At 64.0% G+C, this 18,367-nt stretch carries 12 protein-coding genes and 1 riboswitch; of the genes, 3 read left to right on the forward strand and 9 right to left on the reverse strand.

The annotated features are described in order from the left end of the window. Window positions 1-665: 665 nt before the first annotated feature. From F3H95_RS09745 to F3H95_RS09770, 6 genes are all read right to left on the reverse strand, one after another. Window positions 666-3,452 (reverse strand): autotransporter domain-containing protein, encoded by a 2,787-nt coding sequence (locus F3H95_RS09745; RefSeq protein ID WP_188134344.1) that lies wholly within the window; start codon window positions 3,450-3,452, stop codon window positions 666-668. A gap of 642 nt (window positions 3,453-4,094) precedes the next feature. After that, window positions 4,095-4,451 carry a DUF779 domain-containing protein gene (locus F3H95_RS09750; RefSeq protein ID WP_149745796.1) on the reverse strand — a complete coding sequence of 119 codons (357 nt, stop codon included), beginning with the start codon at window positions 4,449-4,451 and terminating at the stop codon, window positions 4,095-4,097. Window positions 4,452-4,520: 69 nt separating this feature from the next. Next, window positions 4,521-6,035 (reverse strand): aldehyde dehydrogenase, encoded by a 1,515-nt coding sequence (gene adh, locus F3H95_RS09755; protein ID WP_149745797.1) that lies wholly within the window; start codon window positions 6,033-6,035, stop codon window positions 4,521-4,523. Between the two features lie 134 nt (window positions 6,036-6,169). Then, a complete protein-coding gene (locus F3H95_RS09760; protein WP_149745798.1) occupies window positions 6,170-7,126 on the reverse strand; it encodes a helix-turn-helix domain-containing protein in 957 nt (318 codons plus the stop codon). 130 nt (window positions 7,127-7,256) lie between these two features. Continuing rightward, window positions 7,257-9,671, reverse strand: a complete 2,415-nt coding sequence (locus F3H95_RS09765) for a DUF2309 domain-containing protein (RefSeq protein WP_149745799.1) — start codon at window positions 9,669-9,671, stop codon at window positions 7,257-7,259. 4 nt (window positions 9,672-9,675) lie between these two features. Beyond that, window positions 9,676-11,244 carry a proton-conducting transporter membrane subunit gene (locus F3H95_RS09770; RefSeq protein ID WP_149745800.1) on the reverse strand — a complete coding sequence of 523 codons (1,569 nt, stop codon included), beginning with the start codon at window positions 11,242-11,244 and terminating at the stop codon, window positions 9,676-9,678. A gap of 99 nt (window positions 11,245-11,343) precedes the next feature. Between F3H95_RS09770 and F3H95_RS09775 the strand changes: the two genes are divergently transcribed. Continuing rightward, a complete protein-coding gene (locus F3H95_RS09775; protein ID WP_143124184.1) occupies window positions 11,344-12,237 on the forward strand; it encodes a LysR family transcriptional regulator in 894 nt (297 codons plus the stop codon). A gap of 78 nt (window positions 12,238-12,315) precedes the next feature. On the opposite strand, the gene F3H95_RS09780 is transcribed toward F3H95_RS09775, so the two are convergent. Genes F3H95_RS09780 through F3H95_RS09790 form a run of 3 tightly spaced genes read right to left on the reverse strand, consistent with a single transcriptional unit; the run spans window position 12,316 to window position 16,092 of the window. Further along, on the reverse strand, window positions 12,316-14,604 hold the full coding sequence (locus tag F3H95_RS09780) for a xanthine dehydrogenase family protein molybdopterin-binding subunit (RefSeq protein ID WP_149745801.1): 2,289 nt from the start codon (window positions 14,602-14,604) through the stop codon (window positions 12,316-12,318). Further along, window positions 14,601-15,620, reverse strand: coding sequence for a xanthine dehydrogenase family protein subunit M (locus tag F3H95_RS09785; protein ID WP_149745802.1), 1,020 nt, complete (start codon window positions 15,618-15,620; stop codon window positions 14,601-14,603). Before F3H95_RS09785 ends, F3H95_RS09780 begins: the two co-directional genes overlap by 4 nt. After that, window positions 15,613-16,092, reverse strand: a complete 480-nt coding sequence (locus tag F3H95_RS09790; RefSeq protein ID WP_149745803.1) for a (2Fe-2S)-binding protein — start codon at window positions 16,090-16,092, stop codon at window positions 15,613-15,615. The genes F3H95_RS09785 and F3H95_RS09790 overlap by 8 nt, the downstream gene beginning before the upstream one ends. A gap of 229 nt (window positions 16,093-16,321) precedes the next feature. Between F3H95_RS09790 and F3H95_RS09795 the strand changes: the two genes are divergently transcribed. After that, a complete protein-coding gene (locus F3H95_RS09795) occupies window positions 16,322-16,918 on the forward strand; it encodes a TetR/AcrR family transcriptional regulator (RefSeq protein ID WP_149745804.1) in 597 nt (198 codons plus the stop codon). Window positions 16,919-17,082: 164 nt separating this feature from the next. Next, window positions 17,083-17,191, forward strand: a riboswitch (guanidine-I (ykkC/yxkD leader). A gap of 76 nt (window positions 17,192-17,267) precedes the next feature. After that, the gene (locus tag F3H95_RS09800) at window positions 17,268-18,341 is read left to right on the forward strand and encodes a putative urea ABC transporter substrate-binding protein (protein WP_149745805.1); all 1,074 of its coding nucleotides are present in this window, start codon (window positions 17,268-17,270) and stop codon (window positions 18,339-18,341) included. Window positions 18,342-18,367: the final 26 nt, after the last annotated feature.

Raw genomic sequence — 18,367 nt, forward strand, 5'->3', positions numbered from 1 at the left:
CCTGTTGTCGATCTCTCGGGTTCGGCACGCCAAGGGTCAGGCAGCCCTGGTTTCTGCCGTATATACCTACTGTCGAGAAGAACGTCTTCCCGCGCGACGCTCCTGACGTGCAATGGCGACTGCCGCACGAGCGAAATCATAGTCGGCACAGTTGACGCCAGCGGTCTCCGCGCCTTCGCGCAACCGCGTTTCCATCACCCGTCGCAGATGAAGAATGTAGTCCCTGCGGCAGGGAACGACGTGCTTTCGGACAAGTGTCCTGCGAATATGAAACCGTAGTCGACGCCGGACAATGCTGGGCAGCGGTATCAACAGGATGGACCGCCGTATCGTAATCATGAAGAGGGAATCAAATCGGCGCATAAGGGAATTCGACTGAAGAAATATGCCATTTGGCGGGGAAACGGGTCTCCCTGCCGGTAGGGGTAATAAAAGTGACTAGGTATTAGTTTTACACTTTTGTCGCAGGGATGCAATATCCCATCAAAAGCCGGGTCGCCGTGATGGATGGGTCTGGCGATTGCCCGAGTTGGCGCGGCTGCGTTTCGCGAGGGTCAGACACGCCCTCTCTCCTCGCCGCATTTGATCTCTCTACGCCGCCGGACGCGCGGTTGATACACAGCTCGAAGCCGCGGGGTCAGGCAAGCCAGACCCCGCGAAACGGTTCAGAAGCGCAGGTTGAAGTTTGCCTTGACGCCCTGATCGCTCACGCCTGAGCCGAACTGGCCCGTATAGGTGAGGCCCAGGCTCGCATTCGGTGCGATGTCGGCGCTGATGCCTGCCTCGATGACAGCAACATCGCGCGCCAACGGCGTGCCAGACACCGTGAAGGCACTGCTGCCGGCGAAGCTGTTGGTTGTCGTGGGAACCACTTCATCGATCGCGTGGCGCCAGCCGATCATGCCATTTGCCTTGATCGTGTTGCCGTCAAGATCGAAGCTGCCGCCGGAGCGCAGGCCGATGGTTGTGAACGTGGCGTCGGTGTTGCCAGCGCTGCCGGAGAGCGCCGCGTCACCGCCCGTTTCGGCAAACCGGTCCGTATGCTGGTTCACGTAGGCGATGCCTGCGAAGGGTTCGAAGGAAACGGAACCGAGATCGATCCGGTATCCGAGATCGCCATAGACCTGCGTGGTGCGGGCGTCATAGTCGGCCGACAGCGTATTGCTGAGACCGGCGATATTGATGCTGCGATCGGCGGAAAGCTGATGCCAGGCCTGGTTGACACCGAAGCTGACATTCAGCTTGTTCCATTCACCGCCGCCATAGAGGCCGAGGCTGTAGGTGTCGATGCCCATGGAGCCGCGGCCGCCATCCAGGCTGAGCGAAGAGTGGCCGTAACCTGCGACCACACCGAGGCGCATGGTGTCGAACACGTCGCCATCGGCGCCGACGAAGAAACCACCGGCGTTGCGATCAAAGCCGCCCGCGTTGCCGTTGCCATCGAAATTGCCCCAGCTCCCGTAGCCCTGCATCCAGATTGATGGCTCCTGTGCGCCTGCCGAGGCGCGAACCTGGCGCGTGGTCGTATCACGCACAAACCGGCTGTCATCCAGCAACGCAGTCTTGGCGGACGCATAGATTTCGCCTGACAGTCGGTCAAATGCGCTGCGGGCGATCTCATCCGTCGCGGACGTGCCGACTGCAGAGGATACGCTGTTGGTCGAAGACAGCGTATCGAGTGCGGTCGCGGTTGCGATCTGATTGGGCGTCAGCGCGGCGCTGGCGAAGGCACGGCTCTGGATGACGTCGAGATAGAGATTGTTGGCGTCGTAGGTCGGGTCGATCGAGTAGAATGCGGAGATATCGGTGCCGTTGATCGTGTAGGTGCCGGTCAGTCCGCCGGCTGCGGACAGCACCGTATAACGGGTGCCGACCACGTAGGAGCCGTTGCCGTATCCGGACACATCCAAGGTGGCGCCGCTGGCAATCGTTGCCGTGCCGCTGACATTGATGAAGTCGGAGACAGAACTGCCGCGCACCAGTTCCGCCGCATAGCTTGAGCCGGCAGCCTGGCTGTAGTTGCCGGTGACGGTCAGCGTGCCGGGGCTATTGCCGGGGGCGACAGTGGAGCCGGACAATGCCACAACGCCACCGACAGTGCCGGAACCCGTCAGCTTCGCACCGCTTTCCACGGTGGATACGGCGCCAATGGCGCCGGCCACGTTGAGGATGCCACCGGTGACGCTGATGGCGCCGGTGAACCCGGAGGAATCACCTGTGAGATTGGTCGTGCCGGCGACGGCCTTGATCGTGCCGTTACCGGTGATGTTCGACGCAAACACGTAGTTGGAAGAGGTGTGGTTGAATATCAGCTCGCCGGTCCCGGCACCGAAGACGACACCCGCGCCGGCTTCAATTGTGCCGACATCCGCTGCTGCGTGCCCCTCTTCCGCACCGATGACGAGCGTACCGGTGGAGCCGGCCTCCTGCGCAATACGCAGTTCGTTTGCGACCGACAGCTTGGCACCATTCTGGATCACGGCCACGCCGCTTCCCTCGAAACCAACGCCGAAATTGCCCGGGGCGCCGTGGCCGTCCGGGATAGACGACAGGGTGGAGCCAGCGCCTGTCAGCAGAAGGCGGCCGCTGTCCGTTGAGGCAATACCAAGAAAGATCCGGGCCGCTGATGCCTGTGCGCCGTCCTCAATGGTCAGGCTTCCAGCACCTGTGGGTGCGCTGCCGTTGCCGCCGACATAGATGACCATGCCGGCGCTCATTCTTGTGTTGGAACCGGAGAGCGTCATGGCGGCATCACCTGACGCGCTGCCTTGCACATGAACTCCATCCGTTTCCACGGTAGCGCCGCCCGATACGGTCACCGTTGCGTCGCTGATGCTGAACCATCCGTCGGCATCGCTCCATGTTGCGGGCACGCCTGAATGCGCTGTGCCGACGAGCAACTTGGAGCCGGTTCCGGAAACATCCAGGGTCGCGCCTTTGACGAGATAGAGGCCTCCGCCGACGGTCTCCAGCGTTCCTCCCTGGTTGATCGTGATGGCGCTGGTCGAATTATCCCCATTGCCAACCTGCAGCCCGAGACCCGCAACGACCCGGCTGCCCTGCCCCGTGATCGTCAGGCTGGAATTGCCGTCCTCTTCCGTCGAGGCCATCAGGTAGCGATTGATGGTGAGGACGCCGCCCTCGGACACCGTCAGATTGGCTGTTGTCGGGCCATTGCTCATGACCAGGTCATGGATGGTGACAGCCTGCCCCGACAGCACGGCGGGATTGCTGCTGTTGATGGTGGCCGTATCGGTCGGGCCTGGAACTTCGCCGTCGACCCAGTTGTTACTGTCAGTCCAGTCCGTGCCTGCTGCGCCGCTCCATTCGCCTACTGGCGGCGGGGCAGACAGCGCTGTACTTGAAGACAGGATAAGGATGGCAAGGGCACCGATCGAAGTTCTGGACTTGGCGGAAGCGATGCCTTTGTTGGCGAATTGATGAGCAATCATGGAGCGGTTCCTGCAGGCCCTTAAACGGGCAAAAATAAATTGCTTCGACCGCACTGCCTCACGCATGCGCGACCGTTCAGATCAAAGAGCTTGAATGGATGGATGAGCGTGTTGGGGCTGCCGCCGGTCTCAGGGCGGCCCTGACGGGCCACAACACTCCGGGATACCAATATTAATTTGCATCGTCTGTCCTCCCACCTCCAGGCCTTCGCATCCGCCACCCGTTCAGGCAACGTGCACGTGACCCGTTTTTGCCATCCTGGACCGTTACCCCGGCGTGACGGGTATGCTCCGGATGCAAGGGCAAGAATCGCACCTGCGTTGCAATTTCACCCTGTGGTTACATTGCTAGCAAAATTGCGCACAGGAAACAAAGTCATTTGAAACTGTATCAGAAAAGAATTTTTTTCCATTAGAATTCCAAATTCTACCTGGAGATCCAGTGGAAATAACGCGGCCCGATTATACAATTCGTGTATAACGGAATCTGTCACGCCCGGCCATGAGCCGTGTCTTCTGGCTGAAACAAGGCGATCCGCGCGAGTAAGGTGCGCCCTCTGCGTCTATGCATGCGGCACGACGCTATCCTTGAGTGACAAGAGCACGCTCTACTGAGGGGGCGGCACGGCGCAGTGGGTGGGCTTACCGACCGGCGGTTTGGCAGAGGGACGAGCGTACCAGAAAGCGGCGCTCCCGGCCGTTGTCCAGCGAGAACATGCCGCCGCGACCGAGCACGACATCCACCAGCAGCGTCGTGTGCTTCCAGACCTCGTATTGCCGGCCGCCGATATAGAATGGGACCCCGCCGATATGGCCGATCAGCACGTCATGATCGGCAAGAAGGAAGTCTCCGGCGGGATAGCACATCGGCGATGATCCATCGCAGCAGCCGCCGGACTGGTGAAACAGGATTTCCGGGTGGTCGCGACGGATCTCGGCGATCAGGTCAAGGGCAGCCTCGGTGGCCGAGACCATGGGCTGGGGTGCAGTGACAGACATCTTGATCTCCCTCTTCGATGAAGAAGGCCCCCGAGGCGGGGCGGGAGCCTTCCTCACGCGACGCTTCGATCAGAAGAAGCCGAGCGCCTTGGGGGAATAGCTGACCAGCATGTTCTTGGTCTGCTGGTAGTGGTCGAGCATCATCTTGTGCGTCTCGCGTCCGATGCCGGACTGCTTGTAGCCACCGAAGGCTGCATGCGCCGGATAGGCATGGTAGTTGTTGACCCAGACGCGGCCAGCCTCGATATGACGGCCGAAGCGGTAGCAGGTGTTGGCATCGCGGCTCCACACGCCGGCGCCGAGGCCGTAAAGCGTGTCGTTGGCCAGTGCCAGCGCCTCATCCTCGTCCTTGAAGGTGGTGACGGACACCACCGGCCCGAAGATTTCCTCCTGGAAGATGCGCATCTTGTTGTGACCGCGGAACACCGTCGGCTTCACATAATAGCCGCCGGCCAGATCGCCGCCGAGATCGCTGCGATACCCGCCGGTCAGTACTTCGGCACCTTCCTGCTTGCCGATATCGATATAGGAGAGGATCTTTTCCAGCTGCTCGCTGGACGCCTGCGCGCCGATCATGGTCGCGATATCGAGCGGATGGCCCTGACGCACCGCTTCGACGCGCTTGACCGCCTTTTCCATGAAGCGATCATAGATCTTCTCGTGCACCAGTGCGCGGCTCGGGCAGGTGCACACCTCGCCCTGGTTGAGGGCGAACATGGCAAAGCCTTCGAGCGCCTTGTCGAGATAATCGTCGTCCTCGCTCATCACGTCGGCGAAGAAGATGTTCGGCGATTTGCCGCCGAGTTCGAGCGTCACCGGAATGAGATTCTGGCTGGCATATTGCATGATCAGCCGGCCGGTGGAGGTTTCGCCGGTAAAGGCGATCTTGGCGATGCGCGGGCTCGAAGCGAGCGGCTTGCCGGCTTCAAGCCCGAAGCCGTTGACGATGTTGAGCACACCGGGCGGCAAAAGGTCGGCGATCAGTTCGGCGAGAACAAGAATGGAGGCCGGTGTCTGTTCGGCCGGCTTCAGCACCACGCAATTGCCGGCGGCAAGTGCCGGAGCAAGCTTCCAGGCGGCCATCAGGATCGGGAAATTCCACGGAATGATCTGGCCGACGACGCCGAGCGGCTCGTGGAAGTGATAGGCGACCGTATCCTGGTCGATTTCGCCGATCGTGCCTTCCTGCGAGCGCACGCAGGCCGAGAAATAGCGGAAGTGGTCGATGGCCAGCGGAATGTCGGCCGCCATGGTTTCGCGCAGCGGCTTGCCGTTGTCCCAGGTTTCCGCCCTGGCAAGCAGTTCCAGATTGGCTTCCATCCGGTCGGCGATCCGGTTCAGCAGGTTGGCGCGCTCGGTGGCGGAGGTGCGGCCCCAGGCATCCTTCGCGGCATGGGCGGCATCGAGCGCCAGATTGATGTCGTGTTCATCGGAGCGGGCAACCTCGCACAGCACGCCGCCGGTGACCGGCGTGGTGTTCTGGAAATAGCGGCCGTTCACCGGCTCACGGAATTCGCCATTGATGAAGTTGCCGTATTTCAGCTTGAAGGGCGAAGCGGCAATGGTCTGAACCTGAACGTTCATGATGTTCCTCCCGGTTGGGGAGCCCCTCCTCGGGCTCCGATGGGAGGATGATTGCGCGGTACCTCGTTCGGCGGAAGTCGTGCGCAGCGATGTTGCGCCGCACAGTGTCGCAGTCCTGCGACAGCGCCGCACGTCTATTGCAGATTGAAGCGCTTCAGCTTCCGGTGCAGCGTGGCGCGGCTGAGGCCGAGCACATCGGCCGCCTTCGAGACATTGCCGTTGGTGCGCGACAAGGCCCGTCGCAGGGCTGCCCGTTCGGCATCGTCGAGGTCGTTGGTGGCGTCACCCCGCTGTTCGCGCAGGGCATCGGCGGCGGGCAATCCCTGGGCAATCCGCTGATCATCCAGCTTGAGCACCAGCCGCGCCGCGCGGGTCGCGCCGATGACCAGATCGTCGTGATCGACGGCAAGGAGCGCCGTCAGCGCGTTCGCCTGCGGCACCAGCAGAATGCGCGCGCCGGAAAAGGCCTGGCGGAACAGGTTGGCCTCCACCCGCATGGCCGCCTCCCGCACGGCCTGCGAAAGCATCGAGAGCGTCATCTCGCTGACATCGCTGCGGCAGGTGGAGACGTCGAGGGCGGCAGCGACATGGCCCATATGATCGCGGATCGGCGCCGTCGCACAGGACAGGCCGATATTGGCGCTCAGAAAATGCTGGTCGCGGTGAATGATGACAGGCCGCTCATCGGCGAGCGCCGTGCCGATGCCGTTGGTGCCGACGCAGGCCTCGCTCCACATGTGCTGCTGCCAGAGGCCAAGTGCCTGGAAATCCGCATCATCGCCAGCCGCGCCGCGTCTGTCGACCACGATCCCCTCCGCATCGGACAGCACAATGCAGCAGCCGGATTTGCCGACCATCTGGTGAAGCCGGTCGATCTCTTCGGCGCAGGTGCCGACCAGTCGCTCCATTCTCTCCCTGGCCTGCCGAAACCGGGCATCGTCGATCCGTTGCGGCTTTGCAGATCGCTCCGGCGCAAGTTGGTGGAGATCGAGGCAGCGCCGCCACGAGGCGGCGACTGGCGAGGCGACGACGGCCGATGTCCGGGCTGCCGTTTCATATACAAGATCGGAATGACTGAGTTCGCGCCGCATCCGCTCCTCCCAAAGCATCGCAAGCCGTTTGACAGGCTAGCATAGAGGCAGCGGCCCTGCCCTGACAAATGCCAGTTCAGTCGTCCGGCCGAACTGGCGCATTTCTGCGACACTTCGGCCGGCTTTTTTCTCAACCCGCAGCCTTCAGGCGAGCAGGTGTCGCGCCTGCCGCTCCAAAGGGCGCCCATGCGAGGTCACCGGCATACCGTTCTGCCATTTCACCCGCGTCATCGAGAACGAACAGCGACAGCCAGCCATTGTCGAACAGGGTCTTCACCTGGGGGTGGCGCGCCAGAATATCGTTGATGGCTTCCTTCGGCGCTTCGATAACGACCGAAAGCCGCAAGGGATCGTGGGCAAGGCGCTCACCATCATGCACGGACTGCCAGGCAAGACCCGCCCGCAGCACGCCCCCATTGCCCTCCAGCACGCCGATGCCACCCACCACGTTGTGCAGCAGCTTGTTGCCGGATCCGAACAGCGACGGTGCGGCAGCCGAGCCGAAATATTGCAGGCTGATCCAGCTTGCCACCACCACAGGCGCCGTCAGGATCAGTTCCAGCACCCGGAACCCCTCGTCCTGCCGCCAGACGTAATCGTGCAGGAACGAGCGGCCGTCGAGCGAGAGGCCGGCGGTTCTGCTGCGCGGCGCGGCGATGAAGGCGGAGCAGCCGGCGAGACCCCATTCCGGCCGCACTTCGGCCCAGTCGCGGCTGCGGACGGCAATGGATCCCCCGCTCGCATGCGGCAGGCGCATCGCCCGTTCGCTCCGCGCGAGCTTGCCGGCAGCGGCGAGCCAGCCCGTCAACCGCGCAAGATCGGCGGCGTGGGACGCGGTGTCCGCGTCGCCGTCGAAGACGGTCACGGCATCGGTTGTCGTGTCGTGCAGGCCGGCGAGGAACAGGGTATCATCCGGCACGGTGATCCCTTGCGACACCAGTCCCTTGCGAACCTCGCCCTCGTTCAGCAGCGAGGCCAGCAGGCGTGCGTTGACATCGCCCGCATGACCGCCGCAGGCGCCGCATTGAAGCGCGCTCGCCAGCGGATTGTTGGTAACCGACGCGCCATGCCCGCACAACAGCACGAGTCGCGCAAAATTTTCCGTGAGCGACATGGCCCGCAGCACGGTGGCGGCCATGCCGATTTTCTGGGACAGATCCGGCGTCTCCACCAGCCGCGGCCTGGCAGCCGGACCGGTCTTGGCCCCGGAAAGCCGCAGGCTGCCGGTCAGCAGCTTGGCGCCATAGACCGGGCCCATCGCTTCCACGAAGGCGAAGGAGGAGACGGCCGCCTGCTTGAACCGCCCGAAGGCCCGCACGGCGCGCGACTGGATGCGCGCGTCACGATCCTCCGCCGCGCTGACTTCCGTGCAGCTGAACAGGCCGGGTTTCAGCAGCACCGGCAGCCGATGCTCTGCGAGGTCCGAGGCTTGGTCGCGATGGGAGGCGCCAATACCGAAGAAGCCGGCAAAACCGAGCGTCCGGATGCCGGGATCTGCGCTCTCCAGCGCCCGCCGAAACACTTCCGACCGCACGTCGATGCAGAAGGCCGCCTGCACAACCGGGCGTGCGACCTCGGCAGGAGATGTCTCTGCCGACCGTGGGATGCTCGACAGAAGCCGTGCCAGCCGCCGCTGCTCGGCTCGCTCCGTGGCAAGCTGGAGAACTGCATCGATCTCCCGGTCGAGGCCGGCCACCACCGGTGCGCGATGGGCCGCAAGCGCGGCCTGCCATGCTGCCGCGATCTCCGGCTCATACTGGCGAAACAGCGCCTCCTCGAAGGCGAGCCGGATGGCGAGGAGATCGCCAAGGCTCTCGTCCGTCTCGCCGGCAAGTTCGGCCGTCCACAGGCGATACCGGGCAAACTGGGCCCAGCCGCCAAGGCCAAGCAGCAGCTGATGGAAATAGGAGCCCGGCTTCCGCCCAAAGCCGAGCGTTTCTGCCGCAGCGGCAATCGCCCGGATCGATGTGCGCGGCAGATCGGCCACCGTCTGGGCAAAGCCCCGCAATCCCGCGATTTCCGGCGTCAGGTCGTGCCGTGCATGGATGCGCCAGGCGGTGTAGAAGCTCTGGCCACGCGGTGCCGTCCACAGTGCCTGCCCTTCATCGAAGTGGCCGGCGGCGAAGGTGCCGATCCGGTCCTCGATCAGCCGTGGCCAGTCGGTGCCGGAGACGTCGCGGGCGAGATCGGCGATGGTCGGGATGGCAGCGGGTGTTGCGGCATCCGCCCGCATGGCCTGCTTCAGCGCTTCGAGTGAGAGGGAGAGCCCGCTTTCCGCGAGCGCATCCCGAAGATCGGTGTCCGTCAGCGTGCCTTCGGCAAGCTTTGCAGCATACCACGCGCGCGGCATGGCGATGCCGGTGCCGGTCAGCCTTGCGATCTGCTCGGCGGTGGCGGCAAAGCCGCGATTGCTCTGACCGAGGAAAGGATTGACGGCGACGGTTGCGGCGAGCGGCCAGGCCGGCGGAATGGCATCGATGGCAGCCCGGATGGCGGGGGCGAGATCGGCGGCCTGCAGGGAGACCGGAGCGGAGACGGGTTCCATGGCATTACTCCTTGGCAAGGGACGGGGCCTCGACCCGGAAGTTTCCGAGCAGGCGATCGAAGAGGGCGTTGACGTAAAGACCGTTGGCGAGGTGGACGCGCAGGCCGGCGGTTGCCGGATGATGCGCCCAGAGCGGGAAGAGCGACTGGGTGACGGCCACCACGCCGAAGGAGGTGACGGAGAGGATCATCAGGCTCCACTCCAGTCGTCCGGGCGCTGGGGCAGCCGGCAGCGTGCCCGCCATCAGGTGGTAGGCCGCCCATTGCAGTCCGAAATAGCCGGTTGCCGCGGCTACCGCATAGAGCGAAGTGCGCCAGGTGAGTGCCCAGGGGGCGGCATCGGCAAAGCCCTGCGCCACCAGATAGGCGACGCCGAAGATCAGGATGGCGCCGAGCGCAAGCGCCTGCGGCGGCTTGTGCCAGAAGCCGAAGAGGAAGCCGATGACGCCGTAGATGACGAGCGCCAGCAGGAAGGCGCGGGCGACGGCCCAGCCATCCGGGATGGCGACGGGACCCGGCCGGCGGGTTGCCATCACCGCCTCGACGGCGCCGCCGGAGGAGAGGAAGGCATGCGCCTTGTAGAGCGAATGCGCCACGATGTGCAGCAGCGCGATCGGGAAGAGCGCCAGCCCGCATTGCAGGATCATGAAACCCATCTGGGCGATGGTGGACCAGCCGAGCGAGGTCTTCACTGCGCTCTGCGTCAGCATCACCAGGCCACCGAACATGGCGGTGAAGCCGCCGATCATCACCAGCACCGCAAGCACGATCGGTGCGTTCAGCATCACATCGGCGAAGCGGATGAGCAGGAAGCCGCCGGCATTGACGACGCCGGCATGCAGCAGTGCGGAGACCGGTGTCGGTGCTTCCATCACCTCGGTCAACCAGCCATGCATCGGAAACTGCGCGGACTTCAGCACGGCGGCGAGCGCCAGAAGACCTGCGGCGACCAGTGCCGTTACCGGGGCAATCCCGTTGCGCGCCTCGCCAAGGATCGTCTGGATGTCGCCGGTGCCATAGGCGAAGGCCAGCAGCAGCGCAGCCGAGACAAGGGCCCCATCGCCCAGCCGGGAGACGAGAAACTTCTTGTGCGCGGCGCGCCGGGCCGCACCCCGTTCCGGATAAAAGACCAGCAGCTTGTGCAGGAACAGGCTGGAGGCAATCCAGGCCAGAACGAACTGGAGAAGCGTGGCAGAAACGACGAGCAGCGAAACAGCGGCAAGCGTTGCGCTCATCCAGCCGGTGAAGGGCCCCTGCCGTGCCTCACCATCCAGGTAGGTCGCGCTGTACCGCAGCACCACCCAGCCGATGAAGCTGACCAGCAAAAGCATCACCGCGCTGACGAGGTCGAGTCTGCCGGCAAAGCCGAGGAGGTCGGTGCCGAGTCGCGGGCTGGCGCCGGCACCGAAAAGTGCGAGCGCGGCGGCGGCAGCGAGTGCGGCGCCAACCGCGACGAGGGACAGCAGGTTGACCAGCATCAGCGCGCCGTGCGGGCGCATCGGGCGGCTTGCGAAGGCGATGGCAGCACTGACCAGAAAGAGTGCTGAGGGAAGCAGGGCAAGGGCGTAGATCATGGGAACTCCAGCCGTTCGTTCGATGCCGCTGGAGTTAGCACCGGCACAATCCAAATAAAAATTCATTGTTTTTGGCGTTTCGTTCTATAAAATAGAATGATGAGTGACCTGAACTATCATCACCTGCGCTATTTCCGGGCCGTGGCGCATGACGGAAACCTGACCCGTGCGGCCGAGCGGCTGAACCTGTCGCAATCAGCCTTGTCCATTCAGATCAAGCAGCTGGAGGAGCGTCTCGGGCACCAGCTGTTCGAGCGGCGCGGACGCCAGCTCTATCTGACGGAGGCGGGGCGGATCGCACTCGACCATGCCGATACGATCTTCTCGACCGGCGAGGAGCTGCTGGAAACGCTGCGTCAGACGGGGGCCACTCGACGCGCGATCCGCATCGGGGCACTCGCGACGCTCTCGCGCAATTTCCAGATGGAGTTCGTGCGTCCCCTGATCGGCCGGCCGGATGTGGAACTGATTCTGCGCTCCGGCAGCACGGCGGAATTGCTCGGGGCGCTGGAAACGCTCAATCTCGACATCGTTCTCCTGACGCAGCCGCCGGCGGCTGATGCCGTGACGCCCTTCGTCTCTGATCATCTGTCGCAGCAGCGCGTTGCCCTGATCGGCGCGCCGGATCTGGCGGTGGAGAAGCAGGATCTGGCCACCATGCTGTCGCGGCATCCGATGATCCTGCCGACGATGGAAAGCGGCGTGCGCCTTCAGTTCGAGGCGCTGGCCGCGCGCCTGGGCGTCACCCCGCAGGTGGCGGCAGAGGTGGAGGACATGGCAATGATGCGTCTGCTCGCCCGCTCCGGCCTCGGCCTTGCGGTAATGCCGCCGATCGTCGTGCAGCAGGAATTGCAGAACGGCATGCTCGCCGAACTCGATACGCTGCCGGGCATGGTGGAGAATTTTTATGCGGTGCAGGTGAAGCGGCGCTTCCCCAATCCGCTGATCCGCACACTGCTCGATGCCGCGCAATGGCGGGATGCGCAGGGGTGAGTGCTTCGGCTCTTCATGTGAACGCCGTTTTGCGAAGACGCCGGCGGAACCTGTCCGCCGGCGCGCAAGATAAGACTGTCAGATCAGCTTTTCGAGCGTGATCGGCAGATCGCGAACGCGCTTGCCGGTGGCGTGGAACACCGCATTGGCAATGGCGGGCGCCACGCCGACGATGCCAACCTCTCCCACGCCCTTGCCGCCGAGCGCGGAGGCATTCAGGTCCGGCACGCCGACGGAAATCACCTGCAGATCCGGAATGTCGGCATTGGTCGGCACGAGGTAATCGCCGAGATTGGCATTCATCGTGCGGCCGTTGCGCGGGTCGATCACGCCTTCTTCCAGAAGCGCCTGCCCGATGCCCATGATGATGCCGCCGCGCCACTGGCTTTCCACGAGCTTCGGGTTGTAGAGGCGGCCGCAATCGAAGGCGGAGACCATGCGGGAGACGCGCACGGTGCCGAAATCCTCGTCCACCTCCACTTCCGCAAAATGGGCGCACCAGCTGTGCATGGAATAATCGCCCATTGTTGGCCCCTGCACGCGTGACATGGTCGTCCAGGCCTTCTTCTGGTCCTCGGCGCTTTGCACGTCGTCGGTGAGCGTGTTGCGGCGCACCTCGATCTCATCGCGTCCAAGGGCCGCCATCAGCTGCGGCAGGGTGAGAGACGGACCATCCTCGCGGGCCGAGATCCGGCCGCCAGCGATCGCCAGCGTATTGGCGCCGGTATCGCGGAAGGGGGAGCCGGCTTCGCTGAGTGCCAGGCCAATGAGTTCGTCACGGGCGGCCTGGGCCGCCTTGTGCACGGCCCCGGTGATCGAACCCGCCAGCATGGAGCCGCCGGCAATCGCGGCTCCCGGCAGGTTGGAATCGCCGAGGATAACATCGACCTCCTCGACGGGAACGCCCAGCGCCTCCGAGGCCGTCTGGGCAAGGATGGTATAGGTCCCCTGCCCCATGTCGATCGACCCGCTGACCACCTGCACGCGGCCATTGGCAAGAATGCGGATCATCGCTTCGCTCGGCGCGCGGATGACCGGGAATGTGCCGCAACCGATGCCCCAGCCGATCAGCTTGTTACCCCGGCGCATGGAGCGGGGGGCGGCGCTGCGCCTTGCCCAGCCAAAGGCTTCCGCGCCCTGCGTCAGCGCCTCGCGCAGCATGCGCGTCGACCACGGCTTGCCGGACTGATAATCACGATCGGCATAGTTCTTGAGCCGCAGTTCCAGCGGATCCATGCCAAGCGCATGGGCAAGTTCCTCCATCGCGCATTCGATGCCGAAGGCGCTCGGGTTCTTGCCGGGACCGCGCAGAGCGCCTGGGCTGACGGTGTTGACCGGCACCACGCGGGATTCGGAGGAGAAATTCTCCACCTTGTAGAGGATCGGGGTCGCAGCGCCGGTCTGTTCCGGCACATCGGCATAGACCGAGGTTTCGCTGGCGCCCCGGTGCACGATGGCCTGCAGGATGCCGTCTTCGGTTGCGCCAAGCGCGATCGTCTGACGTGTCGCGGCACGTCCGCCATAGCTGGTGAAATTCTGCGGACGCGTCACGGCAAGCCGCACCGGCCGCCCGAGCTTGCGGGCCGCAGCAACCGCCACCGCGCCATAGGCGAGCGGCTGGCCCTTGGAGCCGAAGCCACCGCCGATGAAGGGCGAGACGATGCGCACATTCTCGACCGGCAGCGAAAACCATTCGGCATACATGCGCGCCATGCCGTGCGCCCATTGGCTGGGTTCCCATATGGTCAGCTGGTCGCCCTCCCAGGCGGCCGTCAGGCCGTGCGGTTCCATGGCGCAGTGATATTCGCGCGGCGTGCGGTAGGTGGCCTCGATCCGAACCGGTGACCGGGCAAGCGCGGCCTCCGCATCGCCCCAGGCAACGCTGAGCTGGTCGAGGCGCTTGCCCTCGCCGGCTTTCGGGTCTTCAAGGCTCGCCACGCCCTCCTGCGGCGCGTATGTGATCCGCACGAGCCGGGCGGCTTCCTCGGCCTGTTCGCGGCTTTCGGCAATCACGGCAACGATCGACTGGCCGTTGAACTCCACCTGCCGCGGGAGCGGATAATAGGGTTTTTCCTCCGGACGGTTGCCCTGCCAGTCGGCGGAGACCGTGAGGCCGAGATCATCCTCGGGCGTCAACACCATCAGTACGCCGGGGGCTGCCAGTGCATCATCGATCGCGACAGAGGTCACGAGGCCGGCGGCAATCGTGCTCTGGATCAATACGGCATGGGCGAGACGTTCGGCCGGATATTCCAGCGCATAGACCGCCTCGCCGGTGATCTTCAGGCGGCCTTCGAAACGGGACAGGCGTCCGCCCACCGCGCCATCGGCGGAACTGCCATGCTTGCGGGGTTCCATGATCGTCATGCGGTTTCTCCCAAAGCGGGGTTCAGGTCGGGATTGAGATGCGCGGCAACGGTGAGAATGGCGCGGGCGACGACACGCGGGGCAAGCTCGATCTTGTAGTGGTTGCCGCCATGAGAGACGGCACCCTCGACGGCAAGGCGGCTTGCCTCGGCGATGATCTCCGGTCGGACGGGTTTGCCGATCAGGGCGGCCTCGACGGTCCTTGCCCGCCAGGGCTTCGTTGCCACACCGCCCAGCGCCACGCGCAGATCGCGGATCGTCACGCCGTCCGCCTCCAGGTCAAGGCCGATCGCGGCACTGGCGGCCGCGAATTCGTAGGACTGGCGGTCGCGCACCTTCAGATAGGTCGATTGGCGGGCGGCAGCGGTGGCCGGAATGGTGATGCCGGTAATCATCTCGCCCTTGTCCAGCAAGGTTTCCTGCTCCGGCCTGTTGCCCGGCGTCAGGAAGAAGGCATCGATGGGCACCTCCCGCCGGTCGGTTCTGACCGTCGCGTCAAAGGCCACGAGGGCGACGGCAAGGTCGCCGTGATAGGTGGCGATGCAGTGATCGCTGGTGCCGAGAATGGCCTGATTGCGGGTCACGCCGCCGAGGGCCGCACAGCCGGAACCCGGATTGCGCTTGTTGCAATCCGGAAACGTGGCGGGATCGCGGAAATAGGGACAGCGGGTTCTCTGCAGAAGATTGCCGCCGATGGTGGCCATGTTGCGCAGTTGCTGGGATGCCGCGAGCGACAGCGACTGCGAAACCGCCGGGAAGGCATGGCGGATGTCCGCGTGATCGGCGACGGCGCTCATTTTCGCAAGCGCACCGATGCTGGCGCCGGTGCCGTCCACGACAATGTCGGACAATCCGTCCAGATGACTGATGTCGATCACCGTGTCCGGGCGTTCGACGCCGCATTTGGCGAGATCGAGCAGCGTGGTTCCACCGGCCAGCAGTCTTGCGGCGGGTTCGCCGGCGGCTGCGCGGGCTTCTTCCGCGGAGCGGGCGCGGGTATAGGAAAAATCAAGCATCGGCCATCTCCGCTGCTTCGCGCACGGCGGCGACGATGCTGTTATAGGCGCCGCAGCGACAGAGATTGCCGGACATGTATTCGCGGATCTCCTCGTCGGAGCCGGTGCGGCCTTCGCGGATGCAGGCGACGGCGGACATGATCTGCCCCGGCGTGCAATAGCCGCACTGGAAGGCATCATGCTCGATGAAGGCCATCTGGACCGGATGCAGATCGCCGTTTGCGGCGGCAATCCCCTCGATGGTGGTGATCTTGCGCCCTTCCGCCTGGGCGGCCAGCGTCAGGCAGGACAAAACCCGCTGACCGTCGATGTGGCAGGTGCAGGCCCCACACTGGCCCTGGTCGCAGCCCTTCTTGGTGCCGGAGAGGCCGGCATGGTCGCGCAGCGCATCGAGCAGCGTGACGCGCGGTTCCACGTCGATCTCGTATCGTCGCTCGTTGATGTCGAGGGAAAGCCTGATGGTCCGTGTCATGATAAGCTCCTGCTTCTCGTCACGAATGCTGAATTTCGGGGATGCGGGCTGGTCGGTCAGCGCCCAGCGCCTAGATCATCATCACACACGGTCTGTCCTTCCATTTGACATGACATGCGGCCGTGCTGTGAATTAAGGAGTGAGAGGCACTCCGGATAAGCGGAGGCGCCTCCGTTTAATCTAGGGGCTGAGGCACGAACGTCAAGTCCCTTCTGTCTGGAGTGCAAGATTGGCCTCGACCGAGCCTGGAAAAAAGCCGCGGCAGCGCGCCGATGCGCGGCGCAACCGCGACAAGCTGATCGAGGTTGCCGCCGATGCCTTTTCCCAACGCGGCGCGGACGCTTCGCTGGAAGACATCGCACGCAGGGCCGGCGTCGGCATCGGCACGCTCTACCGTCATTTCCCGACACGGGAGCATCTGGTCGAAGTGGTCTATCGCCGCGAGCTGGAGCGGCTGGCGGAGGCGGCGGTCGATCTTTCCGCCGACCGCCCCCCGGATCAGGCGCTGGAGGAATGGATGCACCGCTTCGTCAGCTATATGGCGACCAAGCGCGGCATGGCGAGCAGCCTGAAGCTGCTGATGACCTCGAATGCCTGCCTGTTTACCGATGGTGCGGCGCTGTTGCGCACAGCCTTCGGCGATCTTTTGGCGCGGGCCATTAGTGCCGGCAGCATTCGCGGCGATATCGAGACTGTCGACGTCCTGACGGCTCTCTCCAGCATCTATTCCATTCCCGATATGCCCGACTGGCGCGAGCGGGCGCATCGCCTGATCGGCCTACTGATGGACGGTCTGCGTCATCAGCCCGTGGTGAAGACTGGCTGAACAGTCTGGCGGGGCCATGGCGACCTGAATGCTTCAATTGCACATCATGCCTAAAAAATAATCTTTTATCTCTTTGTTGTGTGCAATCCGGCCTGCCAGCTGTCGCGCCAGACCCGTAAAGGGCGGCAATCGGAAACTGGCACGCGACTTGCTCCCTTCATTGCAGAGTTAGCCGCTAGGGTTCCGGCACGTGAGACGTGCGACTGGTCCGAGAGCGGCTACCGGCAGGGAGACATCCTGCCGGGTGCACGGCGGGACAAAAGCCCGGGAGACCTCGTAAGCCAAGGGATTGGCGGCGCGATGGTCCATGCCGATCCCTTCCTGAAGATGCCAGAAGGGGAATTTCGACATGCAGACTTTCAAGACACTTCTCTCGATGACTGCTCTTACGGCCGCGCTGGCCTTCGCGGGCCTTTCTCCGGCCGAGGCAGCGCCGAAGAGGGAGTTCAAGGTGGCCTGGTCCATCTATGTGGGCTGGATGCCCTGGGGCTATGCCGCAGACCACGGCATCGTGAAGAAGTGGGCCGACAAATACGGCATCAAGATCGACGTCACCCAGTTCAACGACTACGTGGAGTCGATGAACCAGTACACGGCCGGCGCCTTCGATGCCGTGACGCTGACCAATATGGACGGCCTGTCGATCCCCGCCGCTGGCGGCGTCGATACGACGGCCGTCATCGTCGGCGACTTCTCCAACGGCAATGATGCGGTAATCCTGAAAAACAAGGACAAGCTCGCCGACATCAAGGGCCAGAACGTCAATCTCGTCGAGTTCTCCGTCTCCCATTACCTGCTCGCTCGCGCGCTCGAAAGCATCGGCTCCTCCGAGCGTGACGTGAAGGTGGTCAACACCTCCGATGCGGACATGGTCGCCGCCTACAAGACGCCGGACGTTTCGGCAGTCGTCACCTGGAATCCGCTCGTCTCCACGATCCTGGAAGACAAGTCCGCGAAGAAGGTCTTCGACAGCTCGCAGATCCCTGGCGAAATCATCGACCTGATGGTGGCCAACACGGAGGTGCTGAAGGACAATCCGGATTTCGGCAAGGCGCTTGCCGGCATCTGGTATGACACGATGAAGGTGATGACCGCCGACACTGCGGAAGGCAAGGCTGCGCGCGAAACCATGGGCGCCGCTTCGGGCACCGATCTCAAGGGCTTCGAGGCACAGATGGCCGCCACGAAACTCTTCGACAAGCCGGCCGATGCGCTCGCCTTCACCACCTCCCCTGCCCTGCCGAAGACGATGGATCTCGTGCGCGCCTTCCTGTTCTCCAAGGGCCTGCTCGGCAGCGGCGCGCCGTCGGCGGACGTGATCGGCATCGAGATGCCGGACGGCGCCGTGCTGGGCGACAAGGCGAACGTGAAGTTCCGCTTCACCGCGAACTACATGGCAGCCGCCGCCAAGGGCAGCCTCTGATCGGCCGAACCATTGCCGTAACGGCA

It is taken from the genome of Rhizobium sp. RU35A (assembly GCF_900156005.1).
Taxonomy (GTDB): Bacteria; Pseudomonadota; Alphaproteobacteria; order Rhizobiales; family Rhizobiaceae; genus Neorhizobium; species Neorhizobium straminoryzae.